Annotated in this window: 20 protein-coding genes and 2 tRNA genes; 19 read left to right on the forward strand and 3 right to left on the reverse strand. The window is 72.4% G+C overall.

Annotated features, from left to right (window positions below; genetic code table 11):
• Window positions 1–65 precede the first annotated feature (65 nt).
• The gene (locus ACTYVM_RS04200) at window positions 66–1136 is read left to right on the forward strand and encodes an SCO2583 family membrane protein (protein ID WP_445524600.1); all 1071 of its coding nucleotides are present in this window, start codon (window positions 66–68) and stop codon (window positions 1134–1136) included.
• A 54-nt stretch (window positions 1137–1190) separates the two neighbouring features.
• Here ACTYVM_RS04200 and ACTYVM_RS04205 read toward each other — a convergent pair whose 3' ends face one another.
• Window positions 1191–2312 carry a M48 family metallopeptidase gene (locus ACTYVM_RS04205; RefSeq protein ID WP_445524601.1) on the reverse strand — a complete coding sequence of 374 codons (1122 nt, stop codon included), beginning with the start codon at window positions 2310–2312 and terminating at the stop codon, window positions 1191–1193.
• Between the two features lie 89 nt (window positions 2313–2401).
• On the opposite strand from ACTYVM_RS04205, the gene ACTYVM_RS04210 reads away from it, so the two are divergent.
• From ACTYVM_RS04210 to ACTYVM_RS04255, 10 genes are all read left to right on the forward strand, one after another.
• Window positions 2402–2566, forward strand: coding sequence for a hypothetical protein (locus ACTYVM_RS04210; RefSeq protein WP_445524602.1), 165 nt, complete (start codon window positions 2402–2404; stop codon window positions 2564–2566).
• A 187-nt stretch (window positions 2567–2753) separates the two neighbouring features.
• A complete protein-coding gene (locus ACTYVM_RS04215; protein ID WP_400025215.1) occupies window positions 2754–2906 on the forward strand; it encodes a hypothetical protein in 153 nt (50 codons plus the stop codon).
• Window positions 2907–2975: 69 nt separating this feature from the next.
• Complete coding sequence (gene nadD, locus ACTYVM_RS04220; protein ID WP_445524603.1) at window positions 2976–3650, forward strand: nicotinate-nucleotide adenylyltransferase; 675 nt, start codon at window positions 2976–2978, stop codon at window positions 3648–3650.
• A 16-nt stretch (window positions 3651–3666) separates the two neighbouring features.
• Window positions 3667–5463 (forward strand): LytR C-terminal domain-containing protein, encoded by a 1797-nt coding sequence (locus ACTYVM_RS04225; protein ID WP_445524604.1) that lies wholly within the window; start codon window positions 3667–3669, stop codon window positions 5461–5463.
• A 77-nt stretch (window positions 5464–5540) separates the two neighbouring features.
• Window positions 5541–5987, forward strand: coding sequence for a ribosome silencing factor (rsfS, locus tag ACTYVM_RS04230; RefSeq protein WP_445524605.1), 447 nt, complete (start codon window positions 5541–5543; stop codon window positions 5985–5987).
• Window positions 5978–6655, forward strand: a complete 678-nt coding sequence (locus ACTYVM_RS04235; RefSeq protein WP_445524606.1) for a histidine phosphatase family protein — start codon at window positions 5978–5980, stop codon at window positions 6653–6655. Before rsfS ends, ACTYVM_RS04235 begins: the two co-directional genes overlap by 10 nt.
• A 118-nt stretch (window positions 6656–6773) precedes the next feature.
• Window positions 6774–6846, forward strand: a tRNA-Ala gene (locus ACTYVM_RS04240).
• A 282-nt stretch (window positions 6847–7128) separates the two neighbouring features.
• The gene (locus tag ACTYVM_RS04245; RefSeq protein ID WP_400025224.1) at window positions 7129–7302 is read left to right on the forward strand and encodes a hypothetical protein; all 174 of its coding nucleotides are present in this window, start codon (window positions 7129–7131) and stop codon (window positions 7300–7302) included.
• Between the two features lie 3 nt (window positions 7303–7305).
• Window positions 7306–7539 carry a hypothetical protein gene (locus ACTYVM_RS04250; RefSeq protein ID WP_100566877.1) on the forward strand — a complete coding sequence of 78 codons (234 nt, stop codon included), beginning with the start codon at window positions 7306–7308 and terminating at the stop codon, window positions 7537–7539.
• A 141-nt stretch (window positions 7540–7680) separates the two neighbouring features.
• Window positions 7681–7753, forward strand: a tRNA-Ala gene (locus ACTYVM_RS04255).
• A 123-nt stretch (window positions 7754–7876) separates the two neighbouring features.
• Here the strand turns inward: ACTYVM_RS04255 and ACTYVM_RS04260 are convergent.
• Window positions 7877–9487 carry an NADH-ubiquinone oxidoreductase-F iron-sulfur binding region domain-containing protein gene (locus tag ACTYVM_RS04260; RefSeq protein WP_400025226.1) on the reverse strand — a complete coding sequence of 537 codons (1611 nt, stop codon included), beginning with the start codon at window positions 9485–9487 and terminating at the stop codon, window positions 7877–7879.
• Entirely contained in the window at window positions 9484–10809 is a 1326-nt protein-coding gene (locus ACTYVM_RS04265; RefSeq protein WP_445524607.1) for a ferric reductase-like transmembrane domain-containing protein, read from the reverse strand. Before ACTYVM_RS04265 ends, ACTYVM_RS04260 begins: the two co-directional genes overlap by 4 nt.
• A gap of 448 nt (window positions 10810–11257) precedes the next feature.
• On the opposite strand from ACTYVM_RS04265, the gene leuS reads away from it, so the two are divergent.
• The 8 genes from leuS (at window position 11258) to holA (ending at window position 23302) form a co-directional block, all read left to right on the forward strand.
• Window positions 11258–14149 (forward strand): leucine--tRNA ligase, encoded by a 2892-nt coding sequence (gene leuS, locus ACTYVM_RS04270; protein ID WP_445524608.1) that lies wholly within the window; start codon window positions 11258–11260, stop codon window positions 14147–14149.
• Between the two features lie 119 nt (window positions 14150–14268).
• The gene (locus tag ACTYVM_RS04275) at window positions 14269–15009 is read left to right on the forward strand and encodes a hypothetical protein (protein WP_445524609.1); all 741 of its coding nucleotides are present in this window, start codon (window positions 14269–14271) and stop codon (window positions 15007–15009) included.
• 82 nt (window positions 15010–15091) lie between these two features.
• Window positions 15092–15937 (forward strand): DegV family protein, encoded by an 846-nt coding sequence (locus ACTYVM_RS04280; RefSeq protein WP_445524610.1) that lies wholly within the window; start codon window positions 15092–15094, stop codon window positions 15935–15937.
• Between the two features lie 741 nt (window positions 15938–16678).
• Window positions 16679–17509 carry a ComEA family DNA-binding protein gene (locus ACTYVM_RS04285; protein WP_445524611.1) on the forward strand — a complete coding sequence of 277 codons (831 nt, stop codon included), beginning with the start codon at window positions 16679–16681 and terminating at the stop codon, window positions 17507–17509.
• Window positions 17510–17787: 278 nt separating this feature from the next.
• Window positions 17788–20388: a ComEC/Rec2 family competence protein gene (locus ACTYVM_RS04290; protein ID WP_445524616.1), complete on the forward strand. Its 2601-nt coding sequence runs from the start codon at window positions 17788–17790 to the stop codon at window positions 20386–20388.
• Between the two features lie 116 nt (window positions 20389–20504).
• Window positions 20505–21827 carry an RNA-guided endonuclease InsQ/TnpB family protein gene (locus ACTYVM_RS04295; protein WP_445524612.1) on the forward strand — a complete coding sequence of 441 codons (1323 nt, stop codon included), beginning with the start codon at window positions 20505–20507 and terminating at the stop codon, window positions 21825–21827.
• Between the two features lie 162 nt (window positions 21828–21989).
• Window positions 21990–22235, forward strand: a complete 246-nt coding sequence (locus ACTYVM_RS04300) for a hypothetical protein (protein WP_445524613.1) — start codon at window positions 21990–21992, stop codon at window positions 22233–22235.
• Window positions 22236–22312: 77 nt separating this feature from the next.
• Entirely contained in the window at window positions 22313–23302 is a 990-nt protein-coding gene (gene holA, locus ACTYVM_RS04305) for a DNA polymerase III subunit delta (RefSeq protein ID WP_445524614.1), read from the forward strand.
• Window positions 23303–23498 lie beyond the last annotated feature (196 nt).

Raw genomic sequence — 23498 nt, forward strand, 5'->3', positions numbered from 1 at the left:
AACCTGTCAGAACTTGTCGCACATCAGGGCGTTTACCAGGGCTTGCCGCGACCTACCCTGAAGATATGGGAGGGCCTGGAGAGCCACCTGAGGGGACACCCGAGGGCGTCCCTGGAGGTGCGGAGGACGAGTACCGGTCCGTCGTCTTCGACGAGTCGTTCGTCCGGGCTGCCCGCCTCCAGGAGTATTCCGCGCGGGAGCGGGTGACCGACCACACCCCGGCCGTGCGCCGCCGCCCGCCGCTGCGCCGCGGGCTGTCCCGGCAGGCGCTGCTGCTGGTCCTGCTGATCGTCGTCGCCTTCGGCACCGCGATCTACATGGGCGTACGGCACCCCTACCAGAGCGCGCAGGCCCAGCGGCCCGTGGAGCCGCTGCGGATGACCGTCGTCCCGCTCGCCCCGCAGGGCAGGGTGCCCGGCACGGCCGACCCCGGGTACCTGTACGCGCACAGCCCGGCCGCCTCGTTCGCCGTCGGCGCGGAGGGCGTGCCGCTGCCCGTCGTCCGGCGCACCGCGCACTTCTCCGAGAGCCAGGTCCTCGCCGCGCTGACCATCGCGAAGGAGTACGTCGTCGCGTCCTCCCTCTACCCGGAGGTGCTCATCGGCGGCCAGACCCGCCCCGTCCGGGCGCTGCTCGACCCCGGCCAGCTCGACCAGTTCGACCAGAGCTTCGAGCACCCCGCCGCCGACGGCCGGCACGCGCCCACCGGCTGGCTCGTCCGCTTCGACCCGGCCCGGGTCGAGCTGGCCGGCCGCGAGATCCGGGTGCAGGGCAGCCTCCAGGCCGCCGAGACCGACTCCTCCACCCTGGAGGTCGGCGCGGACCACACCTTCGCCTACGCGCTGAAGCCGGCCGGCTCCGCGGCGCACGCGCCGGCCTCGCTGTTCACCGTCCGGCGCGAGATCCAGTTCCGCTTCACCCAGGACGACCTGCGGCTGCACCAGGTCCAGCTCGTCGTCTCCTACGTGCAGGCCGGCCCGCTCTCCTGCGCGGGGGACTCCGCGGGGCGCTTCGAGCCGCTGCTGGCCGGCCAGGTCGCCAAGGCGGGCAGCCCGTCCGGCACGGACCCGTACTCCACCGACACCGCGGCGGCCCTGTGCGGCTCCCTGGCGCACAGCGCCGAGCCGACGGTGTGACGCCTCCGCGGGCGCTGGGCGGTGTCCGCAGGGGACCCGCCCACGCCCGGAAGGTCAGTCCTCGTCGCCGGGCGGGGTGCCGGTGGACGGCTGGTCCTTGCCCCGGTCCCCGGGCGGGGCCGACCCCGTGAAGCCGCCGAATCCGCGCCGCACCCGGTCGCCCAGGTCGCCGGCGCCGCCCGCTAGATCGCTGACCAGCTTCATCAGCGGGTCCTTCGAGCTCTTGACGTGGTTGGCGTAGTGGGCCGCCGACTCGCGGAAGGAGTCGCTGACCGAGGTGTCCTTGTCCTCGGTGCGGCGCGGGTAGTGGCCGTCCATGATCCGCTGGTGGTCGCGGGACTCGGCCCACTTCTTCAGCTCGGCCGCCCGCACGGTGGTGAAGGGGTGCGAACGCGGCAGCACGTTGAGGATCTTCAGCACGGAGTCGCGCAGGTCGCCCCCGGACTCGTACTCCTCGGCCTGCTGGAGGAAGGCGTCCACGTTCATCTGGTGCAGGTGGTTGCCGCCCGCGATCTTCATCAGGCCCCGCATGGAGGCCCGCAGGTCCTGGCCGACGAGCAGACCGGCCCGGTCCGCCGACAGCTCCGACTTGCGGAACCACTCGCGCAGCCCGGTGACGATCGCCATGATCGCGAGGTTGCCCAGCGGGATCCAGGCGACCCGGACGGCCAGGCTCGTCAGGAACAGCAGGATCGTGCGGTACACGGCGTGCCCGGACAGGGCGTGGCCCACCTCGTGGCCGACGACGGCCCGCATCTCCTCCTCGTCGAGCAGTTCGACCAGGCCCGTGGTGACCACGATGATCGGCTCGTCCAGGCCGATGCACATCGCGTTGGGCTGGGGGTCCTGGGTCACGTACATCGGCGGGACCTTCTCCAGGTCCAGGATGTAGCAGGCGTCCCGCAGCATGTCGTTCAGGTGTGCGAACTGCTGGTCGGAGACGCGTACGGAGTCGGACAGGAACAGCAGCCTGAGACTGCGCTCGGGCAGCAGGCCGCTGAGGGCCTTGAACACCGTGTCGAAGCCGCTCAGCTTGCGCAGCGCGACCAGGGCGGAGCGGTCGGCCGGGTGCTCGTACGCGCGCGAGGAGATCTCCGGGAAGCGCCTGCGCTGCCGGCTCGGCACCTGCTCCTGCCCGTCCTGTTCGCGGCCGTCGTCGGACATGTGGTCCCCCATGTGTGTCAGTGTCCCAATGTGCCCCCGAGGCAGGACCCAGCCTAGGCGGAGATACCGTGGACGGGCAGTACAACGAAGGAGTCCACGCCATGGAGCACCACCCCGCAGCCGTCTGGCTGGCCCAGACCGCGAGCACCACCGCCCCGCACGAGGGGTCGGGCTACCTGCTCCGGGTCGTCCTGATCGTGATGGTCCTGGGCTGCGTTCTCACCGGCTGGTTCCTCCTGCGCGGGTACAAGCGGGATGACGACTGACACGGCGGAAAGGTTCCGGGCGGCTCCTTGAGGGCGCCGGTCCCGCACCGTCCCGGACGCCTCGGTACCCGTGGGGCGGGAGCGCCGGCGGTGGCAACAGTGGAGTCGGGGTGAGCGGTGCGTCGGGGGTTGCTTACGATGGGCCGACATCCTTGTCCCGCTCACTCCCGGATAGGTTCTGCCAAAGATGAGCTTCCCCAGCAATGCTGCCCAGTTGGTCAACCTCGCCGCCGAGGGGGGCAACCACCAGAGCCTCAGCCCCTTCCTCACCGGCGGCGGCGCGCTGTTCATCCTGCTGCTCCTGCTGTGGATCACCACGCGTTTCAACCGCGACCGCTGAACCCCGCCCGGCCCGTCCCCGGGATCTGGCTCACGGAGTCCTCAGGCCGGGCCGGTAGGGTCTGCACGCATGGGAGAGCAGGACATGCCTACCGGTCCGGCGAGTGACACGGTGAAACGCCTCGAACACGGGCCCGGCGGCGGGCCCTCGGCGCCGGGCAAGCGGCGCCTGGGCGTCATGGGCGGAACGTTCGACCCGATCCACCACGGGCACCTCGTGGCGGCCAGCGAGGTCGCCGCGCAGTTCCACCTGGACGAGGTGGTGTTCGTGCCCACCGGGCAGCCCTGGCAGAAGTCCCACCGTCACGTCTCCCCGGCGGAGGACCGCTACCTGATGACGGTCATCGCGACCGCCGAGAACCCGCAGTTCTCCGTGAGCCGCATCGACATCGACCGCGGCGGCCCCACCTACACCGTGGACACCCTGCGCGACCTGCGCGCGCTCAACCCCGACACCGACCTGTTCTTCATCACCGGTGCCGACGCGCTCGGTCAGATCCTCACCTGGCGGGACTCCGAGGAACTGTTCTCCCTGGCACACTTCATCGGTGTCACCCGGCCCGGCCACCATCTGACCGATCCCGGCCTGCCGGAAGGCGGCGTCTCGCTCGTCGAGGTACCCGCGCTCGCCATCTCCTCCACGGACTGCCGGGTGAGAGTCGCCAAGGGCGACCCGGTCTGGTACCTGGTGCCTGACGGAGTCGTCCGCTACATCGCCAAACGCCAGCTGTACCGAGGCCAGTGAGCCGAGAGGGGCACCGGTGAACGACCGATACGACGCTGGCCACGGCGGCGATCAGTACGAGCTCGTCGGCTACGACGAGTACGGCCGGCCTGTGTACCGGCCGGTCCCTGCCCAGCAGACCCCGCAGCAGACCTACGACGCGTACGGACAGCAGGGCTACGGCTACGACCCGTACGCGACCGGTGCGCAGCAGCAGCTCGATCCGACGGCCTACCAGGGCGGTTACCAGAGCGGTCACCAGGGCGCCCAGCACGGCGGACACGCCCCCGGCCAGGGCCCCGGCCGGCAGGCGCCCGACCCCTCCGCCCAGGGTGGCCACGGTGCCCACGGCTCCTACGACCCCTACGGGTCCGGCGCGACGGCGGCGCCGTACGACCCGTACGGGTCCGCCGCGACCAGCGGCCAGCAGCCCCGGGTCGCCGGGCAGACCGCCCACATCCCGCAGCAGACCGCCCACATTCCGCAGCAGGCCGGACCGGCGGACGCCGACCGGGCGGCATGGGGGGCCGACCGGGACGGCGCGGACGAACGCGAGTACCACACCGAGCAGTTCGCCTTCGTCGAGGAGCCGAGCGACGACTCCGAGGACGTCATCGACTGGCTGAAGTTCACCGAGAACCGCACCGAGCGCCGCGAGGAGGCCCGCCGCCGGGCCCGCGGCCGCATCGTCGCCCTGGCCGTCGTGCTGGCCCTGGTCGCGGCGGGCGGTGTCGGCTACCTCTGGTACGCCGGGAAGCTGCCCGGCCTGTCGTCGTCCGGCCCCGGTGCGGGCGCCGCGACCGCGACCGGCGCCCAGAAGCGCGACGTCATCGTCGTCCACCTGCACGACACCGACCGGGGCGGCACGTCCACGGCGCTGCTCGTCGGCAACACCACCACCAAGCGGGGCACCACCGTCCTGCTGCCCAACTCCCTCGCCCTGACCGGCGACGACGGCTCCGTCACGACCCTCGCCGACTCGGTCAAGGACGACGGCTCCTCGGGAACCCGCGACCAGCTCGACACGGTCCTCGGCACCGACATCGAGGGCACCTGGCGCCTGGACACCCCCTACCTCCAGAACCTCGTCGACGTGGTCGGCAACGTCGACGTCGACACCAACGCCGACGTGCCCGACCCGGACGCCAAGAAGAAGGGCACGGCGCCCCTGGTCCACCGGGGCAAGGCGCAGACACTCAGCGGCAAGATGGCCGTCGCCTACGCCACCTACCGCTCCTCCGGCGAGGGCCAGGACGCTCAGCTCGAACGGTTCGGCCAGGTGATGCAGAGCGTGCTGCGCAAGCTGTCCTCCGACGCCTCGGGCGCGACGACGACGGTGCAGACGCTCCAGCAGATCCTCGACCCCTCGCTCACCGACCAGGACCTCGGCACCTTCCTCGCCAAGCTGGCCGAGTTCGCCAAGGGCGGCGACTACAGGACGACGCTGCTGCCGGTGGAGACGGACGGCACGCTGAGCGCGCAGACCAGCGAGAGCGTGGTCAAGGACGTCCTGGGCGGCACCGCGAAGAGCCCCGACCGGTCGTCCGCCGTCCGGGTGTCCGTGCAGAACGCCTCCGGCACCAAGGACAACACCGAGAAGGCCCGGGTCGTCCTGCTGGGCGGCGGCTTCACCTTCCTGGAGGGCGGCACCACGTCCGTCGTCCAGCCGGCGTCCGAGGTCGTCTACGCCGACGCCGCGAACAAGGAGAAGGCCGCCGACGTCGCCAAGACCCTCGGGCTGCCCGACACCGCGGTGACGAAGGGCAAGGTCACCTCGAACGCCGACGTCTCGGTCGTCCTCGGCCAGGACTACCGGGGCTCGTCGGAGGAGTGATCCCTCAATTGCGTGGGGCGACCTCGGCGGTCCGTGAGACCCTTGGTGTCAAGTGACCGCCGAAGGAAAGCCCTGTAGTGACCGCGACCGACCGCTCTCTCGACCTCATCAACACCGCCGCCCAGGCGGCCGCCGACAAGCTCGCGCACGACGTCATCGCGTATGACGTCAGCGACGTGCTGTCGATCACGGACGCCTTCCTGCTGGCGTCCGCTCCCAGTGACCGCCAGGTCAAGTCGATCGTCGACGAGATCGAGGAACGACTGCTGAACGAACGCGGCGCCAAGCCGGTGCGCCGCGAGGGCGACCGCGAGGCCCGCTGGGTCCTGCTCGACTACGTGGACATCGTCGTACACGTCCAGCACAGCGAGGAGCGCGTTTTCTACGCCCTGGAGCGGTTGTGGAAGGACTGCCCCGAGCTGGAGCTGCCCGCCGACGCCAAGGCCACCCGGGGCAGGGCCGAGGAGCACACCAGGCAGCAGGCCGCCCAGGAGGCGGCCGAGCCCGGTGGTGAGTGGCGGTGACCGGCGCCGGGGAGGGCCCCGGCCCTGTGCCGGGCCGGGGCCGCCGCATCATCCTGTGGCGCCACGGCCAGACCTCCTGGAACGTGGAGCGCCGCTTCCAGGGCAGCACGGACGTCGAGCTGACCGGGACCGGCGTCGGCCAGGCCCGCCGTGCCGCCCGCCTGCTGGCCTCCCTGCGGCCCGACGCGATCGTCTCCTCCGATCTGGCGCGGGCCACCCGCACGGCCGCCGAGCTGGCCGCGCTCACCGGCCTGGAGGTCGCCCGGGACGAGGGTCTGCGCGAGACCTACGCGGGCGTCTGGCAGGGCCTGACGCACGAGGAGATCATCGGCCGGTACGGCGAGGAGTACGCCGCGTGGAAGCGCGGCGAGCCGGTGCGCCGCGGCGGCGGCGAACTGGAGACGGAGGTCGCCGACCGCGCCGCCCCCGTCGTGCTGCGCTACCTCGAGAAGGTGCCCGAGGACGGCACGCTCGTGGTGGTCAGCCACGGCGGCACCATCCGCACCACCCTCGGCCGCCTCCTCGGTCTCGAGCCCCACCACTGGGAGGGCCTGGGCGGGCTGTCCAACTGCTGCTGGTCGGTGCTCGGTGGGGGCGCCCGGGGCTGGCGGCTGCTGGAGCACAACGCCGGCACCCTGCCCGAGCCCGTCCTCGGCGACGACGACTGAGCCGCCCGCGGCCGGCGCGACCCGGATTTCACTTTCCGGCAGGTCGCAGGCTAAAGTTCTTCTTGTTCGCCCCGCCGAGCGGAGCGGAACACCACGCGGCTGGTTCGCGTGGCGGAGAGGGGCTATAGCTCAGTTGGTAGAGCGCCTGCATGGCATGCAGGAGGTCAGGAGTTCAATTCTCCTTAGCTCCACGGACCGGCACTCCGTCGAGTAGCCGAAGAGTGTTCGTGAGGATCCCGTACCCCGCAGGGGGCGGGATTTTCTGTATTCCTCCGAACTGGGTTGAGTCGTTCGGGGCCCGGGGGCGTATACGTGTGCGAGCGCGCTCTCGGGGTTCATGGACGCGCCTCCGGCGCGGCCCCGCGGCGCAGGTCGTGGCCGTACTGGTACCGAGGCGTCGCTGACCGTGTCGGCCCGGCCGTGGCAGAATCAAACGGCCGGAAGGGGGCGCGGCCCGACGGGAGGGAGTAGCGATGCCTGCCTGCATCCTCGAGGAGGTCGGTGACCTCCTCGGTGCGGCGTTGATACGCGACACGGTCACCCGCCTCGTCTGCCCCTCCTGCGGCTCCCTCCATGTGGCCCAAGTCCTCGGCGACAACGGGGGGATCTCGTACGTGTGCACCGCCTGCGGCCACAACTGGAGCTGACCCATGGGTGCACACAGGCGGAAGTGCGACTGGTGCGGCGGCGGCACCCCGATCGTCCGCGACATGGAGCCGATCAACCCCGACTACCAGTACTGGTGCGAGGAGTGCGCGCGGGCGCTGATCATAAAAGGCGACCCGATCGAGACCTACCGCGAACTCGAGGGCGAGCCGATCTACGGCCGGCTCCTGGAGGAGCACTGCACCCTCAAGCGGTTCTACTCGTTCGTGACGGCGTGAGGCCGGACCTGCGCCCGGCGGCCGGGCGGGGCGGCGCGAAACCGATTTGGTGTTCCACCCCCTGGACCGTGTAATGTTGGCGTCGCCGCCGGGGAAACCGGGCGACACGGTCGAAAACGCGGTTGGACCGCGTGGCCGCAAGGGGCTATAGCTCAGTTGGTAGAGCGCCTGCATGGCATGCAGGAGGTCAGGAGTTCAATTCTCCTTAGCTCCACAGGAAATGAGGGCGAGTCATCCACCGGATGACTCGCCCTCGACGTATGCCCGGACGCATACGGCGCGGCAACGCGACGGCGGGCCGCCCCCGTCGCGGAGGGCGACCCGCCGTCGCGTGTGCTCAGCGGCCCAGAGCGCGGCGGCCGCGTCCCTGGGAGAGGACCGGCAGATTGCGCGACGGTGCCTGCGAGCGGGTGTCCTCCTCCAGGCGCAGGGCCAGCGCCGGGCAGCGGCGCACGGCGCGCAGGGCCTTGGCCTCCGCGTAGCGCGGAACCTTCGCCTGGGCGACGGTCGGGAAGCCGTCGGCGCCCAGTTCGAAGACCTCCGGGAGGATGTCCGCGCACAGGCCGTGTCCCCGGCACAGCGTCCAGTCGACGTGGATCTTCTGCCGGCTGGAGCCGGACTCCTCGTCCTCGACGCCGCCGGGGACGCCGGTGGGAGCCCGGCCGCCCTCGAAGAGCGGCAGGACGCCCTCCACGGGGCGTCCGCAGCCGTTGCCGAGGACATGCGCGGCCAGGTCGTCGGTGAACGCCTTGACGGTCGACTCCAGGAACATCGCCGAGCCGTCGGGGTGCGAGCACGCGCCGCGCCGCTTGACGTTCTTGGCGACCTGCTTGAGGGCCTCCAGGGCGGCCGGGCCGCCGCCGTTCAGGATGTCCTCCATGCCGCGCGCGGCGGCCGGCAGACCGAGGTAGCAGGGACCGCACTGGCCCGCGCTCTCCTCCGCCAGCCACTTCGCCACCTGGAGCGACTCGCCCAGCGGGCAGGTCTCCTGACTGATCGGCAAAATCGCCCCGGCGCCGAGCGAACCGCCCACCGCGTCCAGGGAGTTGCGCGAGACGATCGCCTCGTTGACGGTGGCCGCGTCGATCCACTTGCCGTGGTAGCCGCCGGTCAGCACGCCCTGCGGCACCGGCGGGGCGCCGGCGAGCTGAAGGACGTAGCGCAGCGGCACCCCGGTCGGCGCCTCGACCACCATGGGGCGGGCGACGGCGCCGGAGATGGTCAGCATCACGGTGCCCGGCTCGTCGTACAGGCCGGTGTTGCCGTAGCGCTCCGGGCCGATGCGGGCGGCGATCGCCAGCTGGGCGAAGGTCTCCGCGTTGGACAGCAGCGTGGGAGCGCCGCCCACGCCGTTGCGCGAGGCGCTGGTCTTGCGGCCCGGCGGGATCGCCGGACCGCCGTCGATGGAACGGATCAGCGACGCGGCCGCGCCCGTGACCATGCGCACGGGGTTGCGCTGCACGCTCGCGCGCAGAGCCGACCGGCGGCTGTTGCTCAGGCCGCGTTCGGCGAGCGCGGCCTCCATGGAGCGCTGGGTGGACTCCCTGGTGACCCCCACCACGAGAGTGCGGGCACCGAGGGCCTCCGCGCACAGCAGGGCCCCGTCCAGGATGAGGTGCGGGGCACGGTTGATCAGGACCGTGTCCTTGCGGCAGGCCGGTTCGTCCTCGCTGCCGTTGACGACGACGACCGGCCGTACGCCGCGTTTGATCGCCGACTCGGCGACCGAGCGCAGCTTCCTGTGGAAGGGGAAGCCCGCGCCGCCGCGGCCCTTCAGATGGACGGCTTCGGCGAGCTGCGCGAGCTGCTCGCCGCCCAATGGTTCGAGCGGCCCGTGCACCTTCAGGTGCATGGGCAGATCGAGTCTTTCGACAAGGTCGAAGCCCGACGTGAGCTGGGGAAGCCCGACCACGCGGACTTCGGGGACGTCGGGCAGGGCCTCGTTCACCTGTAGCCTCCGGAAGGCGTGTTCCAAGGTTCGCCCGAACCCGGCGCGTCGTAGGAGGCGCCGGGCGGTGTTTCAGTGGCGGGACCGCTGTTGTACGTGTCGTTGGGGATGTACGTGCCGTAGGGGGCGTTCGTCTCACCGGTGTCGTACACGTCACGTCCGCCGTACCCGGTGGCGCCCGCGGCAGGGCCCGGACTGCCATAGGTCGGGATGGTGTATCCCGTGTCGTTCAGCGGGTCGTAGGCCGACGGGGGCGCCTCGCCGACCGGCGGCGGCGAGGGGACCGGCCAGCTGCCCGAGGTGCTGCCGGGCCCGTCCACGCGCTGCGTCGCCCCCGTGGCCTGCGGGTCGAACGGCATGTTCGTGCGCGCGGTCGGGTCGGCCGCGAAGGGCTGCCGGTCGCGCGCCGGCGTCGCGACGGCCCGGTACGCGGCCGCGAAGCCGGGGGCGGGCTCGGGCTCCGCGGCGGGCGCCGGGGTGTCGTACAGCGTCGAGGAGGGACGCGGACCGCCCGGTGCCGGCCTGGTCGCCTCGGCGCGGGGGGGCATCGCGCCGCGTGCGGTCCCGTAGCCCGGCAGCGCGGAGTCCGAGGCCCTGGCCCGGCTCGCGTCCAGGTCCTCCAGCTCCGGCCGCTCGCCGCCGCCCAGCACCGACACGAGCCGCTCGGCGAGCCTGCGCTTGAACGGGCGCGGCGCCGTGCGCACGGCCAGGGCCGCCATGACGCCCAGCAGGGACAGGCTGTAGAGGATGACGAAGATCGGCTTGGCCTCCCGGCCCGCGTACAGGCCGTGCACCAGCGCCGCGCACCAGGCGGGGTAGGCCAGCATGTGCATCGCCCGCCAGCGGGCCGCGACCGGGGCGGGGGTGGCGAAGTTGCCGCGCAGCGCGCCGGTGACGCCGACGAAGATCATCAGCAGACCGGCCAGGGAGCCGAGGCCGACCAGGCCCTCGATTCCGGTGACGCCGAGCGAGAACGGGACCAGCGCGGCGATCAGCTGGGTGTGCCCCAGCGCGATCTTGGTGGTGATGTGCACCAGGAGGAACGCGATCGAGGCGACCGCGGTGGTCCGGTGCACCGCCTGGCCCACGATCCGCTGGCGTGTGTTGAGGACGATCCGGTCCTGGGCGACCAGGCCCCAGATCACCGAGCAGCTGAGCGAGACGAGGGAGAGCACGCCCGCGCCGAAGTTCAGGAACTCGCGGAACTGGCTGCCTCCGGCCAGCACGACCACGGGTATGAGGAGCAGGACGACAGCTGACGCCACCCCATAGGCCGAGCGGCCGGGTTTGGGGAGGGAGCTGTTACTGCGACGAGGTTTCATGGGGGGCGACTCCGAGCGGTTCGGGAAAGCGGTCCCGGGCACGCACTCTAAGTGGCTCCAAACCGAGCGGTACGCCCTTTGAGTTATTGCGTTGTTATCAACGGCGCCTCCGTGGCTCGGGTTGTCCCCATAGGCTCCGTTACGCCGGGTTAAATTTGAATGATGTTCAGCTTTTCCGAACCTTCACCAACGAACCCCCGGTCCTGCACGACTCGCCGGAGTCCGCGTCCCGCCCCGTGGACGCTCGTCGCCGCGCACTCGACGGCTGCGGTACCCTGACGCCATGCGTGCCGTACGCCTTCTGCTTAGCGAGCCGCGCTGATCAGTCCCGACCGCCGGGTCAATCGGGTGGTTGGCATCGGCGCGGCGTCCCCTCCTGTGCGAGGGGATTTTTCGTTTCTGGAAGTCGCAGCCGTAGGCAGAGACGATCGATGGAGCTTTGAGGATCATGAGCGAGACGAACCCCGCTGCCGCCGCCGCCGTGTCGGCGGAGGCAGCGCCGCACCGCTACACGGCCGCCGTGGCGGCCGAGATCGAGGCACGCTGGCAGGACTTCTGGGACGCCGACGGCACCTACGCGGCACCGAACCCCAAGGGCGACCTGGCGGGCGACCCCGAGCTGGTCGCCAAGCCCAAGAAGTTCATCATGGACATGTTCCCGTACCCCTCCGGCGCGGGCCTGCACGTCGGCCACCCGCTGGGGTACATCGCCACCGACGTGTACGCCCGCTTCCAGCGGATGACCGGCCACAACGTCCTGCACACCCTGGGCTTCGACGCTTTCGGCCTGCCCGCCGAGCAGTACGCCGTGCAGACCGGCACGCACCCGCGGGTGTCCACCGAGGCCAACATCGCCAACATGAAGTCCCAGCTGCGCCGGCTGGGCCTGGGCCACGACAAGCGCCGGTCGTTCGCCACGATCGACCCGGACTACTACAAGTGGACCCAGTGGATCTTCCTGCAGATCTTCAACTCCTGGTACGACGACGAGGCCGACAAGGCCCGTCCGATCTCCCAGCTGATCGCCCAGTTCGAGTCCGGTGAGCGGGCCGTGCCCGGGCACACGCGCGCGTGGCCCGAGCTGAGCGCCGCCGAGCGCGCGGAGGTCCTGGGCGAGTTCCGCCTGGCGTACGCCTCCGACGCGCCCGTCAACTGGTGCCCCGGCCTCGGCACCGTGCTGGCCAACGAGGAGGTCACCGCCGACGGCCGGTCCGAGCGCGGCAACTTCCCGGTCTTCAAGGCCAAGCTGCGCCAGTGGAACATGCGCATCACCGCCTACGCCGACCGGCTGCTGGACGACCTGGAGGAGCTGGACTGGCCCGAGGCCATCAAGCTCCAGCAGCGCAACTGGATCGGCCGCTCCGAGGGCGCCCGCGTCGACTTCCCGATCGACGGCGAGCAGATCACGATCTTCACCACCCGCCAGGACACCCTGTTCGGTGCGACCTACATGGTGCTGGCGCCCGAGCACCCGCTGGTGGAGAAGTTCACCCCGGCCGCCTGGCCCCAGGGCACCCACGAGGTCTGGACCGGCGGCCACGCCACCCCGGCCGAGGCCGTCGCCGCCTACCGCGCCCAGGCCGCCTCGAAGTCGGACGTGGAGCGGCAGGCCGAGGCCAAGGACAAGACCGGTGTCTTCACCGGCGCGTTCGCCGTCAACCCGGTCAACGGCGAGAAGATCCCGGTCTTCATCGCCGACTACGTCCTGATGGGCTACGGCACTGGCGCGATCATGGCCGTCCCCGCCCACGACAGCCGCGACTTCGCCTTCGCGCGCGCCTTCGAACTGCCGATGCGCTGCGTCGTCGAGCCGGACGACGACCGCGGCACGGACCCCTCGACCTGGGACGACGCCTTCGCTTCCTACGACGCGAAGATCGTGAACTCCGCCGGCGACGACGTGAAGCTGGACGGCCTGGGCGTCGCCGACGCCAAGGCGCGCATCACCGAGTGGCTGGAGCGCCGGGGCATCGGCGAGGGCACCGTCAACTTCCGCCTGCGCGACTGGCTGTTCAGCCGCCAGCGCTACTGGGGCGAGCCCTTCCCGATCGTCTACGACGAGGACGGCGTGGCCCACGCGCTGCCCGAGTCGATGCTGCCGCTGGAGCTGCCCGAGGTCGAGGACTACTCGCCGCGCACCTTCGACCCGGACGACGCCGACACCCAGCCCGAGACGCCGCTGTCGCGCAACGAGGACTGGGTCAACGTCACCCTGGACCTGGGCGACGGGCCGAAGAAGTACCGCCGCGAGACCAACACCATGCCCAACTGGGCCGGTTCCTGCTGGTACGAGTTCCGCTACCTGGACCCGCACAACGACCGCCGGCTGGTCGACCCGGAGACCGAGCGCTACTGGATGGGCCCGCGCGAGGGCATGCCGCACGGCGGCGTCGACCTGTACGTCGGCGGCGCCGAGCACGCCGTGCTGCACCTGCTGTACGCGCGCTTCTGGTCCAAGGTCCTGTACGACCTGGGGTACGTCTCCTCCGCGGAGCCGTTCCACAAGCTGTTCAACCAGGGCATGATCCAGGCCTACGTCTACCGGGACGCCCGCGGCATCGCGGTGCCGGCCGCCGAGGTGGAGGAGCGCGACGGCGCCTACTACTACCAGGGCGAGAAGGTCAGCCGCCTGCTGGGCAAGATGGGCAAGTCCCTGAAGAACGCGGTCACTCCGGACGAGATCTGCGCCGAGTACGGCGCCGACACGCTGCGCCTGTACGAGATGGCGATGGGCCCGCTGGACGTGTCCCGGCCGTGGGACACGCGCGCGGTGGTGGGCCAGTTCCGGCTGCTCCAGCGGCTGTGGCGCAACATCGTCGACGAGTCGACCGGCGAGGTGACCGTCGTCGACGCCGAGGACGCCGACGTCGACGTGGAGACGCTGCGCGCCCTGCACAAGGCGATCGACGGCGTCCGCCAGGACCTGGAGGGCCTGCGCTTCAACACCGCCATCGCCAAGGTGACGGAGCTGAACAACCACCTGACCAAGACGGGCCGGCCCGTGCCGCGCTCGGTCGCCGCGTCGCTGGTGCTGATGGTCGCCCCGCTGGCCCCGCACATCGCCGAGGAGCTGTGGCGCAAGCTGGGTCACACCGGCTCGGTCGTCCACCAGGACTTCCCCGTCGCCGACCCGGCGTACGTCGTCGACGAGACCGTGACCTGCGTCGTCCAGATCAAGGGCAAGGTGAAGGCGCGCCTGGAGGTCTCCCCGGCCATCTCCGAGGAGGACCTGGAGAAGGCGGCGCTGGCCGACGAGAAGGTCGTCGCGGCGCTGGAGGGCGCGGGCATCCGCAAGGTGATCGTACGGGCGCCGAAGCTGGTGAACATCGTTCCGGCGTGAGTGCCTCGGGGTAGTCCCCTACGGGCAGGTTCGGGGTTCTTCCGGAACCCGGGACCTGCCCGTTGCGTTTACCGTGGAGGGGCGGCGCGACCGGTGCCGCGAGCCGGAGGAGGAGCGCCGTGGAAACAGTCGTCACCGTCCTCGTCCTCCTCTTCGTGGTCTTCCTGGCGCTCGGCGCCTACGCCGCGGTGAAGGTGGTCGGGGCAGCCAAGCGCAGTGTGGACCGCACCATCACCCAGGCCCGCCGCACGGTCGAGGACCACACGCTGCGGGCCAAGTCCTTCACCCAGCCCGGCCCGGCGGGTGAACTGGCCCAGCTCCGGCTCGCCCTGCGCACCTCGATGCGCGCCACCCAGGACGCCCTGCACGCGGGCGTGCGCGAGGACGAGTCCCTGAAGGAGTCCATCGCCCTGTTCGAGCGGCTCAGCACGCACGGGCGCGAACTGGACCACGACCTCAAGCGCCTGGAGGCCGAGCCGGACCGGGCGACGCTCCGCGAGCGGCTCCCGGCCCTGCGTGAACGCACCCGGCGCATCACGGAATCGGCCGACTCCCTGCGCTGGGCGGCCCGCGACCGCGCCCGCCGCTTCGCCGAGGACGACCTGGACACGCTGAGTGCCCAGATCGACGTGGAGGCCGGCGCGCTGCGCCACTGGACCAAGACCGAGCCGACGACCGGGACGACGACTGGGACGTCGACCACACCACCGGCCGCCGCGGCGGACCCGCACCCGCAGGCCTGGCCCGGCACCGCGCGGCAGGCCTCCGCCGAGGAGCCGGACCGGCCCGCCATCACCCCGTCGGGCCGTCGCCCCGCCTATCCCTGGCAGAAGAAGCCCCGCCCCGAGAGCACGACTTGAGCGCGGCCCGATCCGGCCACGCACGACCCGGTGAGTGGGGCTGGGCTGCCGTCGGGGCACTACGGCAGGTAACCTCCAGCTCATGTCCCGCCATGTCGCGATCATCACCGATTCAACGGCCTACCTGCCGCCGCGGACGATGGAGCGTCACGGCATCACCGCGGTTCCGCTGACCGTCGTCCTCGGCGACCAGGCGCTCGAAGAGGGCACCGAGATCTCGACGCGTTCCCTCGCCCAGGCGCTGCAGAAGCGGCGTCCCGTCACGACCTCGCGGCCCAGCCCCGAGCTGTTCGCCGAGACCTACCGCAGGGTCGCGGAGTCCGGCGCGAACGCCATCGTCTCCCTGCATCTGTCCGCGGAACTCTCCGGCACGTACGACGCCGCGGTGCTCGCCGCTCGGGAGGCGCCGGTGCCGGTACGGGTGGTGGACACCGGGATGGTGGCGATGGCGCTCGGCTTCTGCGCCCTGGCCGCGGCCGAGACCGCGGAGGCCGGCGGCACGGTGGACGAGGCGGTCGCCGCCGCCGAGAAGCGTGCCGAGGGAACCTCCGCCTTCTTCTACGTCGACACCCTCGACTATCTGCGCCGCGGCGGCCGCATCGGCGCGGCGCAGGCGCTGCTGGGTTCCGCGCTCGCCGTGAAACCGCTGCTCCAGTTGCAGGACGGCCGGATCGAGCTCCTGGAGAAGGTGCGCACCGCTTCGAAGGCGATCGCCCGTCTGGAGGAGATCGTGGCCGAGCGCGCGGGCGGCGCCGACGTCGATGTCGCCGTCCACCATCTCGCCGCTCCCGAACGGGCGTCGGCCCTCGCGGACCGGCTGCGCACACGGGTGCCCGGCCTGGCCGACCTGCACGTCAGCGAGGTCGGAGCGGTGATCGGCGCACACACCGGCCCCGGGCTGCTGGGGGTCGTGGTCTCGTCCCGGTGACACGTACGGGTGGGCGAGTTGTCCACAACCAGGGGGTAGTCCCCGGAAATTGAGCAAGATCATCGCGGGTGTGCCGGTTTGCCGGATGCTCCTGGCATGGCACTTCGATCACGCTCACGTACCGCGGCGGCGACCAGCGGGCCGGGCCGCGCCCCCGATTCGGACGGTCGCACCCGCCACCGCCGCCCACCGTCCCGCCGGGGCGCTCACGCCTCGGCGGAGGATCTGCACCGACGCGCGCGGGCGCTGTTCGCCGAAGGAGGGGTCCGGGCCAAGGAGCCGGGCAGCACTTCCCCGGAAGCCCCGTCCCAGCACAAGACCGGCTCTGCCGCGTCGCCGCCGCGCGCCCTCCGCCCCGGCCCGTCCTGGGCCACCGCGGCGCCGAACGGGACCGGTCGCCCACCGGACGGGGCACATGCGCCGCCGAGCCGCCGGCACCGGCCCGAGGCCGAGCCCGCCTGCCTGAACACCTTCAGCCTTTCCGTCGACCGGGTTTCAGCCGACTGGGCTTCCGTTGACCGGGTTTCCGCCGGCCGGGCTTCCGTGAGCGGGGCGAGCCCGGCTCCGGAGGCTGGTGCGGGGCCGGTTCCGGTGACGGGTGAGGGTGCGCGGGCCCGGGCCGGGGCCGGGGCCGGCTTCGGCCGCGTCGGCGCGAGTGAGCCCGGCCCGTCGGACGCGGGCCCACTCGCGGTGGGTGGCACGCGTCCGACCGGCCCGGCTGATGGGGGACTTGGCGCCGTCGTGGGAAGGACAGGCGCGGCCGGTGTCGCTGTGCGGGCCGCCGCCGTGGACACGGGCGGCGGCGCCGAGGCGGGGCTCGTGGATCCTGCTGGGGTGCCGGACTGGCGGGAGCGGGCCGGGGCGGCGGTGCGCGAGCGGATGCCGTTGTGGTTGCAGTCGCGGTGCGGCCTGGAGCGCCGGAACGTGGTGGCGCTCACGGTGCTGTTCGTCGTCGCCGCGCTCTTCGCCGTGCAGCACTTCTGGACCGGCCGTACGCAGACGGTCCAGGCGCCCGAGGCGGTGCGGGCCATGGCTCCCCACGAGGACGGGGGACAGGACAAGGCCACCGCGGCCGGTGCCCCGGTCACCGCGCGGGGTGCCCCGGCATCTCCCGGCGCGGAGATCGTGGTGGACGTCAGCGGCAAGGTCCGGCGCCCCGGAATCCAGCGCCTGCCGGCCGGATCGCGGGTCGCCGACGCGCTCCAGGCGGCCGGCGGGGTGCGTTCCGGCACCAGTACCGACGGCCTGAACAGGGCCCGCTTCCTCGTGGACGGTGAACAGGTCGTCGTCGGTGGCCCGGCCCCTGCCGCCGCACCGGACGGTCCCGGGCCGGGCGGCCCCGTCGGTGCGGCCGGTACGGGTGGCGCGGGCACGCCCACGGCCCCGGTCTCCCTCAACACGGCCACCGCGGACCAGTTGCGGACCCTGCCCGGCGTCGGTCCCGTGCTGGCCGGGCGCATCGTCGACTACCGCACACAGCACGGCGGCTTCCGCTCGGTGGACCAACTGCGTGAGGTCAGCGGCATCGGCACCCGCCGCTTCGCGGATCTCCGCGATCTGGTCAGCCCGTGAACCCCGCCACCGGCACCGACTCCGCCACTGGCACTGGTACTGGCACCGGCGTAGCCACCGCCACCGGCGCCGACTCCGCCACTGGCATCGGCGCCGCCACTGGCACTGGTACTGGCACCGGCGTAGCCACCGCCACCGGTACCGCCCCCGCCACGACCGCCCCCACCACCGCCCCCGCCACGACCGCCATCGCCACCGGCGCCGAGCGAGGCGCCGCGTTACCCGGCCGCCCCGCCCCCACCGGGGACCCGCCCGCCTCGCCCCATGTCCGCCCGGCAGTGCACGCCGCCTCCGGCAAGCGGCTGGGAGCCGCCCACCCCCGGCAGGAAGGACCGGCAGACCTGCGGCTCGTCCCGCCCGCCCTCGCGGCCTGGGCGACGGCGGCGCTGGCGCTGAACGCCTCCACGGGCCGGGTGACCGGCTTCGTGATCGTCTGCCTCGCCGCTGCCGCCGTACTCCTGCTCGGCCGACGACGCGGAGGACGTGGAACATCCGCGGCGGGACAGCCGGCCACCGCTGCTGCCACCGCCGGGCGCACGTGGGCGCACGCACCCTGGGCACGCACCTCCGCCGCCGCGGCGCTGCTCGGTGCCGCCGCGGCCGCCGTGTCCGCCGGGCTCCACGGGGCGGACGTCCGGCGCGGTCCGGTGCCCGTGCTGGCACGGCAGTTCGCCACGGTGACCGCCGAGGTGGAGCTGACCTCCGACCCGCGCCTCACCCGCCCCCGGATCCGCGGCGACCACCAGACACCCGCCTGGGTACGGATGGACGCCGAGGTGGTGCGCGTCGACCGGCCCGGCTCGCCGGAAGCCGTGGTGACCCGGACTCCGGTACTGATCCTCGTCACCACGGCTGTGCGGCCGGCGGCCCGCGCCGACGGCCCGCCGCGGAGACCCGGACGCCCACCGGACGGGCACGACGAGCACCCCGCGGAAGGGGCGCAGCGCTCGCCCTGGCTCGGGCTGCTGCCGTCCACGCGGCTGAGAGTGACCGCGCGGCTGGAGCCCCCGATGACGGGCGGCGACCGGATCGCGGCGGTCCTCCGGGTCCGGGACCGGGCAGCGCCGGAGGTGGTCGCGGAGCCGTCCGCGCCGCAGCGGCTGGCGGGCCGGCTGCGCGCCGGACTGCGGGCGGCGACCGACGGCCTGCCGCCGGACGCGCGGGCGCTGCTGCCGGGCCTGGTCGTCGGGGACACCTCGCGGATCACCCCCGAACTCGACGAGGCGTTCAAGGCGACGGACCTCACCCACCTCCTGGCCGTCTCCGGGAGCAACCTCACCATCCTGCTCGTCCTGCTCCTGGGGCCACCGGGCCTGGCCCAGCGGGTCGAGCGCCGCGGCCTGGCACCACGGCTCGGCCTCCCCCTGCGCGGTACCGCGCTGCTCGGGGCGGCGCTCACCCTGGGGTTCGTCGTCGTGTGCCGGCCCGACCCGAGCGTGCTGCGGGCCGCGGCCTGCGGAGCGGTGGCGCTGCTCGCCCTCGCGACCGGGCGCCGCAGAACGATGCTCCCGGCCCTGGCGACGGCCGTCCTGCTGCTGGTGCTCTACGACCCGTGGCTGTCGCGCAGTTACGGCTTCCTGCTGTCGGTGCTGGCCACCGGGGCCCTGCTCACCCTCGCACCCCGCTGGAGCGCGGCGCTGCGCCGGCGCCGGGTGCCCGCCCGGGCCGCAGAGGCACTGGCCGCGGCCGCCGCGGCGCAGGCGCTGTGCGCGCCGGTCGTCGTCGTGTTGTCGGCCCGGGTGAGCCTGGTGGCGGTGCCGTGCAACCTGCTCGCGGAGGCCGCCGTCGCGCCCGCCACCGTGCTGGGTTTCGCGGCGCTGGCGACGGCACCGCTGGCGATGCCCGCGGCGAAGGCGCTCGCCTGGTGCGCGAGGTGCCCGGCCGGGTGGATCGCCGACGTGGCCCGGACCGGGGCGGACCAGCCCGGCGGGGGAGTGGACTGGCCGGACAGCTGGACCGGGGCCCTGCTGCTGGCGCTCGTCACGGCGGCGGCCGTGATCGTGGGCCGGTGGCTGCTGAGGCACCCCTGGCTCTGCGGGCTCTGCGGCGCGCTGCTCCTGCTGGTGGTCGTGCAGCCGCCGCCGCTGACCCGGGTGATCACCGGCTGGCCGCCGCCCGGATGGCGGTTCGCGATGTGCGACGTGGGGCAGGGCGACGCGACGGTGCTCGCGGCGGGCCGCGGTGCCGGTGTGGTCGTGGACGCCGGCCCCGACCCGGCACTGGTGGACCACTGCCTGCACAAGCTCGGCATCACCAGGGTCCCGCTGGTCCTGCTGACCCACTTCCACGCCGACCACGTGGCGGGCCTGCCGGGCGTGCTGCGTGGACGCGCGGTGGGCGCGATCGAGACGACCGGATACGAAGAACCCGCGCAGCAGGCCGCGTTCGTGCGGAAGGAGGCAGCAGCCCGCGGCATTCCGCTCACCCGGGCCGTCGCCGGGGAGCAGCGCGGCACCGGTGACCTGACCTGGCAGGTGCTGTCGCCACCGCCGCCCCCGGCACCGGACCCGGACGGCCCCAACGACGCCAGCGTCACGCTGCTCGTCCGCTCCGGCGGGCTGCGGCTGTTGCTGCTGGGGGACCTCGAACCCCCGGGCCAGGAGGCACTGTTGAACTCCCCGGCGGTCGCGCGACTGGCGCACGTGGACGTGCTCAAGGTCGCCCACCACGGCTCGGCGTACCAGAACCCGGATCTGATACGGGTGGTGGCCCCACGGCTGGCGTTGATCTCCTGCGGTGCGGACAACCCGTACGGGCACCCGGCTCCCCGTACCGTCTCCGCGCTGCGCGCGGAGGGCACGGTGGTGCTGCGCACGGACCGGGACGGGGCGCTCGCGGTCACCGGGTCGGGGGCAGGCTTGCGGGTGGCGCGGGACTGAGGCACGGATGCCGTACGCCGCGCCTGGACGTGCAGGTTGTGGACGACGTGGCAGCCGGTGCGTACATCGATTCGGGTTCCATCGTGGTGGCGTGAACCAAACGGTACAGTGATCGCATGAGTACGGAACGTGCAGGGCAGAAGCGGCAGTTCGGGCATCGTGCCCGACTGGTGCCGACGCGTGCGCAGATCCGGCTCATGGACGACCAGGCGCACGCGGCCCGCACCCTGTGGAACTGCCTGCACGACTGGTGGACGATGCTTGCGAAGGAGAAGCGTTCCCTGGCCGCGGCAGACGCGGCGATCCGCCGGGCGCGTAAGGAGATCGACTGGCTCGGCGTGCTCCCGGCGCAGGCCGCGCAGGCAGTACTGAAGACGTACTTCCAGGCGTGGAGGAACTGCTGGGACGGCCGCGCCGACGCGCCAAACTTCAAGGCCCGCCCGCGCACGGTGATGTCGGTGGACATCCCGCAGGGCCGGGACTTGAACATCACCCGCGTGCACCGACGCTGGGGCATGGTCAATATCCCCAGGATCGGCCGTGTCCGCTTCCGCTGGACAAAGGATCTCCCGGTCGGCAAGCGCGCCGACACCGACAACCGTGTCACCGGGGCCCGGCTGGTCAAGGACGCGCTCGGCTGGCACATCGCCTTCCGCGTCCAGACCCTCGAGACCGAGCCCGGGCCACACACCGGCCCGGAAGTCGGCATCGACGCCGGGGTGAACCTGCCTCTCGCCCTGTCGGACGGCAACCACCACGATCACGGACGCCCGCCCCGTCTTTCCGGCGGGGAGGCCGACCGGGACAAGTGGCTGAACCCGCGGGAGAAGGTCAAGCTGCTTGGCCTGGAACGACGCGCTGCCCAGCGTGAGCAGCACCGCAAGCGCGGGGAGAGGGCCTCCCGCCGTCTGCACCGCACCTACGACCAGATCAAACAGCTCCGTGCGAGAGCCAAGCGTCGAGCCGTCGACTGGCAGCACAAGACCACCACGACCATCGCCAAGCGGTACGGCACCGTCGTGGTGGAAGACCTGCACATCACCAACATGGTCAAGTCCGCCAAGGGCACCATCGAGGAACCCGGCCGCAACGTCGCCCAGAAGTCCGGCCTGAACCGCTCCATCAGCCAGGAAGCATGGGGCCGCACCGTGACGATGCTGACGTACAAGATGGCCCGCCACGGCGGCACCCTGCACAAGGTTCCCGCCCCCGGCACCTCCCTGCGCTGCTCGGCATGTGGTGTCACCACGCCGGGCAGCCGGGAGGACCAGGCCACGTTCGCGTGCAAGAACCCCGACTGTGGATGGTCCGGCAACGCCGACTGGAACGCAGCCCGGAACATCTTGCACCTGTACCGGATGGGCCACGCGCTCATCCCGGCTGCCGGGAGGGCAGTCGCCAGGCGCCCCCGTGGCGTCAAGCCGGCCACCGCGAGGTAGGCAGGAATCTCCCTCGTCCACGTGGGAGAGCACTTCAAAGCGAGCGGTGTGTGCACAAGCAAGGCTGGCGCGGGGGATCGCCGCGGTGGGACCGCGCATCAAGGTCGGCCTCGATGTGCAGCTCGTGTCCAAGGGCTGAAACGGGTGCCGGAGAATGTCTGCGTGAGCGATGTGAGACACGTGCTGGTGCTGCCCGACCGCGATACCGCGGAGGAGGTGGCGCAGGCGCTCGCGGAGCGGTTCGCGGTCGACGAGGAGCCGCGGATCGTCCGTGACGCGCTGGCCGGTGAGGACGACGCCGAGGACGCGCAGTGGCTCGTCGTCCTCGGGGACGAGGAGGAGCGGCTCGATCCGGCGGAGCTGGACGCGTTCGCGGCGGAGTGGGAGGGCTGGCGCGAGGAGCCCTAGGCGCGCGGACCCCCAGGCGTGTGGACCCGCGCCATGCGCCGGGGGCGTTGTCGGTGGTCCGTGGGATGCTTGTCGCGATGGCCAGGAAGACTGCGAACGACGACCTTCTCGCCCCGGTGACGCTTGCCGTGGGGCAGGAGGACCTCCTGCTCGACCGTGCCGTGCGGGAGGTGGTGGCCGCCGCCAGGGCCGCCGACGCCGACACGGACGTACGGGACCTCACCCCGGACCAGTTGCAGCCCGGCACGCTCGCCGAGCTGACCAGTCCGTCGCTCTTCGCCGAGCGCAAGGTCGTGGTCGTACGCAACGCGCAGGATCTCTCGGCCGACACGGTCAAGGACGTCAAGGCGTATCTGGGGGCGCCCGCCGAGGAGATCACGCTGGTGCTGCTGCACGCGGGCGGCGCCAAGGGCAAGGGCCTGCTCGACGCCGCGCGCAAGGCCGGCGCGCGCGAGGTGGCCTGCCCGAAGATGACCAAGCCGGCCGACCGGCTCGCCTTCGTACGGGGCGAGTTCCGCGGACTCGGACGCTCGGCCGCACCGGAGGCGTGCCAGGCGCTCGTCGACGCGATCGGCAGCGATCTGCGGGAGCTGGCGTCGGCGGCGGCGCAGTTGGCCGCCGACGTCGAGGGAACGATCGACGAGGCCGTCGTCGGCCGCTACTACACCGGGCGGGCCGAGGCCTCCAGCTTCACGGTCGCCGACCGGGCCGTCGAGGGGCGGGCGGCGGAGGCACTGGAGGCGCTGCGGTGGTCGCTGGCCACCGGCGTGGCACCGGTGATGATCACCAGCGCCCTCGCCCAGGGGGTGCGGGCGATCGGGAAGCTGTCGTCCGCGCGCGGCGGCCGTCCGGCCGACCTGGCCCGGGAACTGGGCATGCCGCCCTGGAAGATCGACCGTGTCCGGCAGCAGATGCGCGGCTGGACCCCGGACGGCGTGGCCGTCGCCCTCCGCGCGGTGGCCGAGGCCGACGCGGGCGTCAAGGGCGGCGGCGACGACCCCGAGTACGCCCTGGAGAAGGCGGTGGTCACCATCGCCCGGGCGGCCCGCTCCAGAGGACGCGGCTAGGCCCTGTCGTCAAACTCCCGTCTGCCTCGCGACGCCATGCACGCTCCCCCAAGCTCTTCGAGCAGGGGGGACCCCCACTCGCCGCACCGGGCCCTGACCCAAGTACATCCAGTACGAGGGCCAGGGCCCGGCACTCCCCCAAGCTCTTCGAGCAGGGGGGACCCCCAGAGCACGCACCTGACGCCGCGAGGCCCGC

It is taken from the genome of Streptomyces cyslabdanicus (genome assembly GCF_052663305.1).